This is a genomic window from Microbacterium sp. HSID17254 (genome assembly GCF_003989315.1).
In the GTDB taxonomy this organism is placed as follows: Bacteria; Actinomycetota; Actinomycetes; order Actinomycetales; family Microbacteriaceae; genus Microbacterium.
The window spans coordinates 1-11085 of sequence record NZ_RBLT01000059.1; the positions used below are offsets into that span (position 1 = coordinate 1).

General features: G+C 71.9%; 12 protein-coding genes. 9 read left to right on the forward strand and 3 right to left on the reverse strand.

The window, feature by feature from the left end:
- From D8M34_RS19425 to D8M34_RS16990, 3 genes are all read left to right on the forward strand, one after another.
- Positions 1-1010, forward strand: a 1010-nt coding sequence (locus tag D8M34_RS19425) for an FHA domain-containing protein (RefSeq protein ID WP_126894602.1), incomplete at its 5' end; no start/stop codon positions are given.
- Positions 1007-1834 (forward strand): PP2C family protein-serine/threonine phosphatase, encoded by an 828-nt coding sequence (locus D8M34_RS16985; RefSeq protein ID WP_025104650.1) that lies wholly within the window; start codon positions 1007-1009, stop codon positions 1832-1834. The genes D8M34_RS19425 and D8M34_RS16985, both read left to right, overlap by 4 nt.
- Positions 1831-2502 (forward strand): hypothetical protein, encoded by a 672-nt coding sequence (locus D8M34_RS16990; RefSeq protein ID WP_126894603.1) that lies wholly within the window; start codon positions 1831-1833, stop codon positions 2500-2502. The genes D8M34_RS16985 and D8M34_RS16990 overlap by 4 nt, the downstream gene beginning before the upstream one ends.
- A gap of 19 nt (positions 2503-2521) precedes the next feature.
- Here D8M34_RS16990 and D8M34_RS16995 read toward each other — a convergent pair whose 3' ends face one another.
- The 3 genes from D8M34_RS16995 to eccD are packed head-to-tail and all read right to left on the reverse strand — an operon-like array spanning position 2522 to position 6525.
- Entirely contained in the window at positions 2522-3832 is a 1311-nt protein-coding gene (locus tag D8M34_RS16995) for a S8 family serine peptidase (RefSeq protein ID WP_126894604.1), read from the reverse strand.
- Complete coding sequence (eccB, locus tag D8M34_RS17000) at positions 3832-5187, reverse strand: type VII secretion protein EccB (RefSeq protein ID WP_126894605.1); 1356 nt, start codon at positions 5185-5187, stop codon at positions 3832-3834. The genes D8M34_RS16995 and eccB overlap by 1 nt, the downstream gene beginning before the upstream one ends.
- Positions 5188-5190: 3 nt before the next feature.
- Positions 5191-6525 (reverse strand): type VII secretion integral membrane protein EccD, encoded by a 1335-nt coding sequence (gene eccD / locus D8M34_RS17005; protein ID WP_060923226.1) that lies wholly within the window; start codon positions 6523-6525, stop codon positions 5191-5193.
- 324 nt (positions 6526-6849) lie between these two features.
- On the opposite strand from eccD, the gene D8M34_RS17010 reads away from it, so the two are divergent.
- The 6 genes from D8M34_RS17010 to D8M34_RS17035 form a co-directional block, all read left to right on the forward strand.
- Positions 6850-7164 carry a WXG100 family type VII secretion target gene (locus D8M34_RS17010; RefSeq protein ID WP_101847547.1) on the forward strand — a complete coding sequence of 105 codons (315 nt, stop codon included), beginning with the start codon at positions 6850-6852 and terminating at the stop codon, positions 7162-7164.
- A gap of 41 nt (positions 7165-7205) precedes the next feature.
- Positions 7206-7487 carry a WXG100 family type VII secretion target gene (locus D8M34_RS17015; protein WP_081811619.1) on the forward strand — a complete coding sequence of 94 codons (282 nt, stop codon included), beginning with the start codon at positions 7206-7208 and terminating at the stop codon, positions 7485-7487.
- Between the two features lie 124 nt (positions 7488-7611).
- Complete coding sequence (locus tag D8M34_RS17020; protein ID WP_025104642.1) at positions 7612-7959, forward strand: hypothetical protein; 348 nt, start codon at positions 7612-7614, stop codon at positions 7957-7959.
- Positions 7959-9308, forward strand: coding sequence for a S8 family peptidase (locus tag D8M34_RS17025; protein ID WP_126894606.1), 1350 nt, complete (start codon positions 7959-7961; stop codon positions 9306-9308). The genes D8M34_RS17020 and D8M34_RS17025 overlap by 1 nt, the downstream gene beginning before the upstream one ends.
- A gap of 121 nt (positions 9309-9429) precedes the next feature.
- Positions 9430-10692 carry a hypothetical protein gene (locus D8M34_RS17030; RefSeq protein WP_126894607.1) on the forward strand — a complete coding sequence of 421 codons (1263 nt, stop codon included), beginning with the start codon at positions 9430-9432 and terminating at the stop codon, positions 10690-10692.
- A gap of 122 nt (positions 10693-10814) precedes the next feature.
- Positions 10815-11085, forward strand: a 271-nt coding sequence (locus D8M34_RS17035) for a hypothetical protein (protein WP_148113073.1), incomplete at its 3' end; no start/stop codon positions are given.

Sequence of the window (11085 nt, forward strand, 5' to 3'; positions counted from 1 at the left end):
ACGACGACCTCGACGCCACGGTGGTCGTCGCCCGCAAGCGCGGGGTGCGGCGCGTCCTCGTGCTGGACGACGGTCGTCGGTTCTCGCTGTCCGGCGCGAGCGTCGTGATCGGCCGGAACCCCACCGGTGAGCCGGCCGAGCATCGGCTGGCCATGCCGGACACCCCCCGCCCGCGCGCGCTCGACAAGACCGTGGTGACGCCGCGTCCCACCGACGACGACCTCGACGCCACGGTGGTCGTCGCCCGCAAGCGCGGGGTGCGGCGCGTCCTCGTGCTGGACGACGGTCGTCGGTTCTCGCTGTCCGGCGCGAGCGTCGTGATCGGCCGGAACCCCACCGGTGAGCCGGCCGAGCATCGGCTGGCCATGCCGGACACCCCCCGCCCGCGCGCGCTCGACAAGACCGTGGTGACGCCGCGTCCCACCGACGACGACCTCGACGCCACGGTGGTCGTCGCCCGCAAGCGCGGGGTGCGGCGCGTCCTCGTGCTGGACGACGGTCGTCGGTTCTCGCTGTCCGGCGCGAGCGTCGTGATCGGCCGGAACCCCACCGGTGAGCCGGCCGAGCATCGGCTGGCCATGCCGGACACCCCCCGCCCGCGCGCGCTCGACAAGACCGTGGTGACGCCGCGTCCCACCGACGACGACCTCGACGCCACGGTGGTCGTCGCCCGCAAGCGCGGGGTGCGGCGCGTCCTCGTGCTGGACGACGGTCGTCGGTTCTCGCTGTCCGGCGCGAGCGTCGTGATCGGCCGGAACCCCACCGGGGAGCCGGGCGAGCAGCGGCTGGCCATCCCGGACACCACCCGCACGCTGTCGAAGACCCACGCCCGCCTGGTGGTGCAGGAGGACGAGTGGCGCCTGACCGACCTGCACGCCACCAACGGCGTCGTCGTGGTGGCCGACGACGGCTCGGAGACGCTCCTGGACGCCGGTGAGAGCGTGGTGGGCACCGGCCGGTTCATCCTGGGCGAAGTGGGCATGCACGTCGTCGCGGAGCGCGATTCGTGACCGTGGAATCCGTCGTCCTCCGGGTCGCCGCGCTGACCGACACCGGGCTCACGCGGACGGCCAACGAGGACGCGGTGCTCGACGCGCGTCCGGTCTTCCTGGTCGCCGACGGCATGGGCGGGCACGACGCCGGTGATCGCGCCAGCGCGGCCGTCGTCGCCGCCTTCGAGCCGCTGCGCGGGCGGACGGTCGACGTCGGCGACATCAGTGACGCGCTGAGTCGAGCCGCGGCCGTCGTCGAGGGCATCGCCGCCGCGCACGCCCGCGGTGCGGGCAGCACCGTGACGGGTGTGGCCCTCGTGGATCACGAGGGTGCGCCGCACTGGCTCGTCTTCAACGTGGGGGACTCCCGGGTCTACCGGCACCACGGTACCGAGCTGGCGCAGCTCACGATCGACCACTCCCTCGGACAGGAGCTCGTCGATGCCGGGGAGCTCCGCCCCGAAGACCTGGCCTCGTTCTCGCGCCGCAACGTCATCACGCGCGCGGTCGGGGCTCCGGACAGCACCGCGGACAGTTGGCTGCTCCCCGTCGTCGACGGCGAGCGGCTCCTCCTGTGCTCCGACGGACTCACCGGCGAGGTGAGCGATGAGGCCATCCGCGCGACGCTGACCATGAACGGCCGCCCGGAGACCGCGGCGGCGGCCCTCGTCCGCCGCGCGCTGCAGGGCGGAGGACGAGACAACATCTCGGTCCTGGTGATCGATGTCGTCTCCGGCGGCGCACGCACGCGTCCCGACGACGCCACGGGCGGACGGGCCGCCGTGTCCGCGGTCACCGATTCGATGCTCGAGGGCACGACGGTCCCGGTGCGAGCGCGATGAGCGACGACGAGGCCGAGGAGACCGTCATCCTGACACGGCGCGACCGCCGGCGGGCCGAAGCGGCGGACCCGGTGCCCCCGGCGGCCGATGACACATCGTCCGCCGTCGATGAGGCCACCATCGTGGTGGATCGCGCGAAGACGGCTCCGGCTCCCGACCGGATCGACGATGCCGCGGAGGATGCGCCCGAAGGCGCCGTCGCCGATGAGCCGGTCGATGCCGGGTCCGAGGACGCCGTGGGCGAGGCCATCGATGACGCGACCGTGGTCGTCGATCGCTCCGGGCCTCCGGCGGCCGACGCCCCCGAGGACGCCACCGTGGCGGTCGCGCGTCCGGCTCGACGCCTGCGGCGGAAGAAGGGCGCCGCCGCAGAGGGCGACGGCACCGCACCCCAGGCCGCCGAACCGCGGTTCCGCGTCGACTCCTTCGCCGCCCCGGACGGCGCGCCGGCTCCCGCGATCTACAAGCCGCGTCCGGCTCCGCGCACCCCCGCCGCTCCGCCCGTCGTCGTCGGGGCGGCCGCGCCCACGCGGGTGGTGGAGCCCGGGCTGCCGTCGGTCGCCAAGCAGGCGCAGCGATGGAGCGTCGTCACCCTTGTTGCGACCGTCGGGGCGGGCGTCGTGTCGGTCGTCGGTCTCGTTGTGCTGGGCTTCGTCGTCTTCGGCTGACGACGCGCCCTGCGCTCTCTCAGGCTTCGGGGTCGGGGCGGTCGAGGAGGCCGCCCTGTCGTTCGACCTCGACCGCCGCGTCGGCGGGGGTCTCCCGGCGTCGCCGGAGGACGATGAGGATGCCGAGGACTCCGAGCAGGCTCGCCCCGGCGATCGCGGCGATGAGGGCCACTTCGCGGGTGAGGACGAACGGCGGCACCCCGTGGTCGGGCTCGACGCTCACGACCGGGGGCCGCACCGCACTCTCCCCGGTGTCGAAGAAGGGGCTGACGGGTCCGCGGGTGGTGGGGTCGGGGAGGAGCTGAATGGCGGCGGAGGGCCGGATGAAGCCCCAGCCGTTCACGTCATCGCGGTTGTCGGCATCCGCGCGAAGTGCGGTCGCCGTGAGCCGGTACGCCCACCCCGCGGGCGGATCCTCCGGGTGCGCCTCGGCGACCAGGGCCGCCGCCGCGCTCACGTAGCCGGTCGCGAAGCTCGATGCCGGGGCGTCGGAGGCGAACAGGCAGTCCCCGCCGCCCGTCGCCGCGGTGAGCACGTTCGCGCCGGGGGCCGTGACTCCGACCTGCGGGCCGTGGATCGAGCTGTCGGTCGCGAGCCCCGTCGCATCGGCCGCGCTGACGCCGAGCGCCTGCTCGTAGGCGGCGGGATACCGGGCTCCGTCTTCGGCCTCCGGGTCGGAGGCCCTGTTGCCACCACTGGCGACGACGAGCGCTCCGACGGCGGCCGCGTGCTCCACCGCCGCGCGCAGCGCAGGCGAGTCCGTCTCCTGCGACGACGAGACGTTGATGATGTCCGCGCCGTTGTCCGCCGCCCAGTTGATGCCGTCGGCGAGGCGCTGGGCGCTCGGTCCCCACCCCTTGTCGATGTCCTGCGGCGAGTCGCTGCGGAACGCGCGCACCGACAGCAGGCGCGCATCGGGGGCGAGCCCCACCACGCCGGAGCCGGAGACGGGCTGCGCCGCGATCTGCCCGGCGATGGCGGTGCCGTGCCCGGTCAGATCGCTCAGGCCGTCGCCGCGTTCGCCGTCGCCGACGAGGTTCACGCCCCCGACGACGACGCCGGCGAGGTGCGGGTTGCCGGCGTCGATCCCGGAGTCGACGACCGCCACGACGACGCCCTTCCCGGTGGCGAGACGGTTCGCATCCTCCGCCCCGAGGGCCGCGAGTGCCGACGGCGCCTCGGGAGCGAACACCACGGTGCCGGGCTCGCAGGCGCCGGTCGCCATCGACACGATCGTCGTGGGAGCGGTCGGCGCGGCCACCGCGGCGGCCGGCGCCCCCCATACGGCAGCGCCCACCACGAGGGTGGCGAGAGCGGCGCGGCGGCGCATCACTCGTCCCCGGAGCCGGGCGACTCTCTCGCGGCCTCTGTGGTCAGCGCCGGCCCGGCGGCGAAGAAGTCGATCCACGCGCTCGGCACCCGCCCGACGTCGCCGGGGGTGTAACCGAGCTGGGCGAGCGGTGCGCTGGCGGCGTCCTCCGCCGACTCGTCCGGCACGGCGCCCGGGATGGCGTACGCGGTACCGGACTCGTCGACGAGCACGGCCATGCCCACCGCCTCGTCCGACGGGCCGCTCGTCTGCACGAGGGCCCCGCCGCCGACGGTGACGGCGACACGGTCGCGGTCCTCCGGCAGCTCGGTGCTCGTGGACCCGAGGACGGTGCGGGCGTCGCCGCCCAGGACCGCGCACGGGGTCTCGCCGGAGGCGAGCGGCGTCAGCGGAAGCATGGGCCAGTCGTCGCCACCGGCGTTCGGAACGGTGGGAACGTCGGCCACCTCCGCCGGGGACACCTCTTCCTCGTCCGCGCCGGCCTCCTGCGCGCTGCCGAGCAGGTAGAGCTGGTACGCGAGCGGGCTGAGGCGCGCGAGCTCTCCGGTCGCGAGGGCCACGTAGCGCTCGTCCGCGGGGCTGCCCTGCACGTGCACGATCGTGCCCGCCGTCAGATTGGTCCCCGGCACCCGGGCGCCGACGGCGTTCAGACGGATCGGCTCGAGGTCGGCGCCGCTCTCGAAGAGGTTGAGCCAGCGTCCGTCGACCTCGATGACGTCGCTGGTGCCGAGGCCGACCGCGCGCAGCACCGCGTTGGCGTCGTCGGCGGGGACGGCGTACCGGAGGCCGTCCGCGATCACGAAGAGCTCGTCGCCGCGTTGCACGACCGCGCCGGTGCCCGTCGACGGCTCCGCGATCGGCGCCCCTGACAGCGAGACGGCGGTCCCGGCAGAGTCGTCGATGCACGCGGTCCATGCCGTGTTGATGAGGGCGCTCGGGGTGGGCAGGTCGTCAGGGGCACCGAGGATGCCGATCGAACCGCCGACCGGGATGCCGTCGAGGGCGGCCTGATCCGTGCGCACGACCTTGAACTCGCCGGCGGGGATGAGCAGGCGGGCGCTGGCGGTGTTGATGACGGGGTACAGCGTCCCCTCGACCGAGACGTAGCGGGCGCCCGTGTCGGTGGCGACGATGAGGCGGTTGTTCTGCCAGTCGCCGGGGAGGCCCGGCTGCATGATGCCCCAGAACACGCCGACGAGGATCACGCCGACGGTGAGGGCGATGCCCGCGATGACGGCGCGCAGCGGCTTGGCCGGTTCGAGCTCCTTGCCGCCGGGGGCGCCGCCGGTGAAGGCGGAGAGGAGCCGTCGCCGGCTGAAGCCCTGGGCCTCGATCAGGTCCTTCTTGGTCGCCATCGGTCAGACGAGCCCCGCCGTGATGACCCCGAGCGGGAGCAGGAGGGCGAGCGCGACGACCTCGACCGTGTCCCCGAGCCGCGTGAGGCGGAGGCGGGCCTTCGGCGTGAGCAGCGTGAGCCCGATGAGCACCACGGTGGCGACCACGAGGATGAGCAGCATCCAGGTGCGCACGTCGGGGAGGGCGAGCGCGACGGTCACACCGGTCGCGGCGAGGCCGATCGCCCCGATCGCCATCAGCACGAGCACCCCGAGGCGGGCGTGCATCTGCCGCGACTGGAACATCATGCCGACGAAGGCGAGCACGCAGAGCACGGCGCCCGTGACGCCGCTGGCGGCGACGAGCGGGGTCGCGATGAGGGCGGCGAGGCCGAGCGCGGCACGGAGCGCGATGAGCGTGCGGGTGCCGGCGGCGGCGCGACGCTTCACCTCCTCGGCGTCGATGGGCTGCGGCGCGGAGAACATGTCGGCGTCGCTCTGCGGTGAGATCACCCGGATGCGGGTGGAGCTCAGAGCCAGCCAGGGGATGCCGTTCGCGAGCAGCGCCGTGGTCGCGAGCATCAGCGCGTACGAGGCGAGCGGGTCGCCGAAGACCGCGGCCGCCGTGGCCGTGATCCCGATCGAGGCACCGAGGGCGATGGGCACGAGGTGGATCTCGGGCTTGTCCTGGGTGACGGCCAGGCTGAGGCCCCCGACGACGACGAGTCCGAGCCCGAGAGCCGCGAGCGGCCAGCCCCAGATGCTCTGCGCGGGGACCGCGAGGTAGCCCGCGAGCCCGCCGTACGCCGCGGCGGTGAGTCCGAGCGCATGACCGGCCTCCGGCTGCCGCAGCCGCATCAGCACCGCGGCGGCGACGCTGAGCACGACCGCGCCCGATCCCGCGATGATCGCCGGGAGCAGAGACGTCGGCGGCGTCGCGACGAGGAGCACGGCGCAGAGGGCGAGGAAGGTAAGGCTGACGAAGAGGGCGGTGCGGGAGCTGTCCGCGGGGGTCCAGGAGTTGTGCTGCTCCGCGGTCGCGTCGATCACGGCTTCCACGACGTCGTCGTAGATGCGCGGCTCGCGCATGAGTCCGCCGCGCACCAGGGTCAGCAGCTCGCCGTCGTGCACGCCCTGGGCCGCGGCGCCACGAGCGGGGTCGAGGGGCGTGCCGTCCGCCCGCTGCAGCGCGTATCCGCCGTGCGTGAGGGTCGGGTCGAGCACGCCGAGACTGCGGGCGAAGCCGGGGATGATCTCGACCAGGGGGACCTGCGACGGCACCCCCACGTCGAGCCTGCGGTCGTCGCTGACCACGGAGATCCGCAGCACGGTTCCTGCCACGGTGCCGCTCTGGCTCATATCGGTGGTGTCCCCCCACGTGTGTGATGCTCTCCCGCCGCAGGCATTGCGGGGGGTCCGGCCCGGACTCACTCTAGTTGACAGGCCAGATCCTATCTGTTGCGCACGCGCGGGCTGCGGCTGAGGCGGCTCGGGCCTGCTTCAGGCCATTCATCGATCGAACGTAGAAATTTCGATACGGATCTGTCCAGGCCGTTGGAAATGGGCACCGACCTGCTTTAGCCTATGTGCGGAAACAGATTGTCGGGGGTTGTTCCGAAGTCGTCCCGTATCGGGAAGGCGCTCCCCCGCGTGTGTCCTCATGGGGACCGGAGGGAGTGAGTAATGGCTGATGTCATCTCCGCAGAAGAGGGGGCTCTGCGTCGCGGAGCCCAGGCCGTGCGGGAGACGAAGTCCGGGATCGATCAGCAGACCAAGAAGGTCCGCGGTGAGATCGAGCAGCTGCGCGGGTTCTGGACGGGTGCGGCTGCCGCATCGTTCACCACGCTGATGTCGCGGTGGGACGAGCAGGCTCGTCAGCTCAATGAGGTCCTCGTGACGCTCGAGGATGCCCTCGCGGGCACCGAGCGTGACCAGGCCGCCACCGAAGAAGCTCACCAGCAGACCATCGCGGGCCTCGGCTCGATGATGGGCGCCTGAGCGCAGACCGCAGAGATTTCAAGGAGAACATGATGCAGTCGATGTCCGTTCGCCCGGAGCAGGTCAACGCTCTCGCGGCGCAGATCCGCAGCGGGTCGCAGGGTATTCGTTCCGAGCTGGACCGCCTCGAGTCCGAGGTCAGCAAGCTGCGTGCGGCGTGGGATGGTGCCGCGCAGCAGGCCTACGACCAGGCGCAGGCCAAGTGGAACCGCTCGCTGAGCGAGATGCAGCAGCTGCTCACGCAGATCGCCGGGAAGACCGAGGAGATCTCGGGTCAGTACGTGCAGACCGACAAGTCGGCTGCGGGGCGCTTCGGCGCGTGAACCCGGGGCGCGGGTCTGGCGCGGAGATGCGTCGGGCCCGCGCCGTCTGCTGTGCTTTCCGGTGAGCCACCGGACGGTACAGCAGGCGTGACGGGATCGCCGGAGGAAAGAAGAGGGGGCGTCGATGACCATCGGAATCGACTTCGATCAGATCATGGCCGAGCTCAAGCGGCTGGCCCGTGAAGCAGCGGCTTTTCCTGCCGCGAACGAAGTCGCCGTGTCCGAGGGTGGCACGTCGAAGGCGACGGATGAGCTGCGGAACGCGGTGGCCTACGCGGCCGGTCGTCTGAGCGTGGCCACGCAGAATGCTGTGGACTCCTTGAACGAGACGCAGGAGACGATTCGTCAGGCCGTCATGATGATCGCGGAGCAGGACGCAGCCATCGCTGATGACTCGAAGCTGATCCTGTCGCTCCTCGACTCTGCCGTCGCGCAGAGCGACTCGGACACGAGCGCGGAGGCCGACTACTGATGCGACGCGGTGTGCTATCCGGCGCATCCACTGCGGTCGCGTCGATCGTCGCGCTGGCGCTTCTCCTCCCTGCGTCCGCTCACGCAGCGACGCTGGAGTCGGGTCTGTGGTGGTTCGATCGCGGAAAGGTGCAGGCAGCGCACGATGCGGGCTTCGACGGGACGGGTGTCACCGTCGCGGTCATCGACGGTCAGATCAATCCCGACATCGTCGGTCTCCGCGGCGCGGATCTCGAGGTGAAGGACTCCTACTGTCGCGACGCCGAGGGAGACCCGGTGCCGGCGACGTCGACCGATTATGTGGCGGCGTCGCATGCGACGCACGTCGTCTCGATGATCGCAGGGACCGGAGATGCGCCGGCAGGCGGCCTTCCCGTTACCGGGGCCGCGCCTGGTGCGAAGGTCCTCTACTACCCGGCGATCGTCACCGACGGGGTGTTCGATACCGCGATGGGGGAGAAGTTCGACGAGCAGTGTCTGCTCGAAGACGGCAGCACGGTCATGGCTGATGGGACGACCGGGGTGTCGCGTGCGATCGAGGATGCGGTCGAGGATGGCGCCGACATCATCTCCATCTCCCTCGAGGGCTTCGATCTGACCGACGCCCTCGCCAAGGCGGAGGCCGCCGGCGTGATCGTGGTGGCGGCTCTTCCGAACAACTCCGGGGTGGCCTCGCAGCCTGCGTCGGGCAACGGCGTCGTTGCAGTGCAGTCGTTCGGTGCCGATGGGAAGATCCAGAGCTCCACCACCATCGAGGGCGTGGGCGAGCCTTCGCCGAATCAGAGCGACGACGTGATCGTCGCTGCGCCGGGGATGGGTCTGCTCGGGCAGGGCAGCGAGAACTCCTGGGACGAGCAGGTCCTCCTCACCGGCACGTCGTATGCGACGCCGATCGCGGCGGGCTTCCTCGCCGTGGTGAAACAGAAGTACCCGGATGCCACCTCGGGTCAGCTGCTGCAGAGCCTCATCCGCAACACGGGCACCAAGGGCGAGCACGAGCCGGAGTGGAACGACAGCGTCGGCTATGGAGCGGTCTCGCTGACGGGGATGCTCGCTGTCGATCCGACGGCGTACCCGGATGTCAACCCGATCTTCGATGCAGAAGACCCGAACGCCCAGCCGTCGGCGGCCGACGTCCGCGCTGCAGCTGCTGCTGCGACGCCGGCGCCGACCGCCGACAGCGACGAGCCTGGCGAGACTTCGTCCACGCAGGACGCATTGGTGCCGCTGCTGGTCGGGGGCGGCATCCTGGTCGCTGTCCTTCTCGTGGGCGGCATCATTCTCGCGGTCGTGCTCACACGATCTTCACGACGACGGAACAACGAGCAAGGGGGAGCCCATGGCCGGTAAGCAGGCTGGTGGCGGTTACGAAGCGGAACTCAATCGCATCCGAGCTGTTGAGGACTGGCGCATCCCGAAGGCTCCTGCGCTTCAGAACGCGCTGCGCTCGTTGGACAGTGCGCTTGCTGCTGTGCTCGCATCGTCTGCCTGGGAGGGGAGCGCTGCTGAGAGCGCCAGGACGTCGCTGAACACCCTGCGTGCACGGTTCCGCAACGTGGAAGCGCACGTCTCACACATCACGCGGGTCATCGACACGGCGAACTCGATCCGCCGGGAGACCGCAGCGGCAGAACTCCCGAGCGCGCAGGTCGATTCCTTCTGGGCGAACGCCGCGCGCGTCGGCTCGGTGGTCGTCCACCCTGTGTTGGGGCCGCTGGCCGCCGACACCGCACTCGATGCCATCGGGAACTTCCTCGGCAACAAGCGGGAAGAAGAGGCCCGCAAGATCGTCGAGCGGGTCGAGGCGTCGCTCCAGGAGCCGGCCAAGGAACTCCGCGAGTCCTCCGCGCGGGTGGCGTCGCTCGACATGGACGTCACCGTGCCCGGCGGCACGGATGACCAGCCCGGCGGATCCGATCCCGGTGTGACGGCTCCACGGATCTCGTATCCGAGCGGCATCGGCGGCCCGTCCGGCTCCGCACCGGGCGTCGGAGGTGTGCCTCCTTCCGGCGCCGGTGTCGGCGAGTATCATCCCCCGGTCCCGACGAACCCTTCGGTGCCCTCGGTCCCCACCGGGCCGGGCGGCGGAGGATGGGTTCCAGAAGGTCCCGGCGATCGCCCGGGCGATGTGGGTATCGATGATCCCTCAATCGACTCTCCCGGCGGTGGCCTGCTTCCGGGCGGGCCCGGTGGCGGTCTTCCCGGCGGTTCCGGTGGTCCCGGCGGCTCCGGCTCGCTTCCCGGCGGTGCCCTTCCGGGCGGGGTCTTCCCCGGCGGTGGCGGGGGCCTCGGAGGGATCGTGGGCGGCGGCGCCGGTGCGGCGGCGATCGCGGCGAGCTCGAAGATCGCCGGCTTCGGCAGCATGGGCGGACTCGGCGGTGCGGGCCTGGGCCCGGGTGCCGGTGCCGGACTCAAGGCCGGTGGCGGTCTGCTCGGTAACTCCGCCGTCGGTGGTGTTGGCGGCGTCGGTGGTGCAGGCGGCCCTGGCGGTATGGCCGGTACTGGCGGCGTCGGCGGGGCGGGTGCCGCGGGCACCGGGTCTTCCGGCGCGGCAGGAGCCGGTGGCCGACCGGGCATGGGCATGATGGGCGGCGCCGGTGGCGCCGACGAGGAGGAGAAGGCGAAGCGTTCGGGCCTCGGTGGTCCTATCGCGCCGAAGCTGGAGGACGACGAGGAAGCTGGTCCCCGCGCCAAGGGAGCGCGCGCCGGATCCCGCGACGAACCCACCGACTGAATGACGCCGCTCCGGTTCGAGAAGGCGCGGTACGAGGGTCGACGCGGGGGCATCGTGAACCCCGGGAACGCCGGAGGCGGTGCCCCGCGGCGAGAGTCGCGCGCAGTGGATAAGGTGCAGGTGTGTCAGTCGAGATCGTAGAGCGGCGTCGGATCGTCCTCCAGAGCGAAGACCGCCGCATCGACCTCTCCCTGCCGCTCGACGAGACGCTGGAGGACGCTCTCACCCTGAGCGGGATCCCCGACGCGGACCGGTTCGTCACGATCGGCCCCGGAGGATACGAGATCCCCGGCGACACCGAGTGCGAAGACCTCGTCGACGGCGGCCTCTACGCGCTCATCGACCGTACGGCTCTGGCTCCGCCGGTGCGCCCGTCGCGCGCCGACCACGGCG

Bases quoted from the DNA above. Each gene is read 5' to 3' on its own strand.
- D8M34_RS17020 (WP_025104642.1), top strand. From the start codon at position 7,612: ATGACCATCGGAATCGACTTCGATCAGATCATGGCCGAGCTCAAGCGG.
- eccD (WP_060923226.1), bottom strand. From the start codon at position 6,525: ATGAGCCAGAGCGGCACCGTGGCAGGAACCGTGCTGCGGATCTCCGTG.
- D8M34_RS17010 (WP_101847547.1), top strand. From the start codon at position 6,850: ATGGCTGATGTCATCTCCGCAGAAGAGGGGGCTCTGCGTCGCGGAGCC.
- eccB (WP_126894605.1), bottom strand. From the start codon at position 5,187: ATGGCGACCAAGAAGGACCTGATCGAGGCCCAGGGCTTCAGCCGGCGA.
- D8M34_RS17015 (WP_081811619.1), top strand. From the start codon at position 7,206: ATGTCCGTTCGCCCGGAGCAGGTCAACGCTCTCGCGGCGCAGATCCGC.
- D8M34_RS16995 (WP_126894604.1), bottom strand. From the start codon at position 3,832: ATGCGCCGCCGCGCCGCTCTCGCCACCCTCGTGGTGGGCGCTGCCGTA.
- D8M34_RS17025 (WP_126894606.1), top strand. From the start codon at position 7,959: ATGCGACGCGGTGTGCTATCCGGCGCATCCACTGCGGTCGCGTCGATC.
- D8M34_RS16990 (WP_126894603.1), top strand. From the start codon at position 1,831: ATGAGCGACGACGAGGCCGAGGAGACCGTCATCCTGACACGGCGCGAC.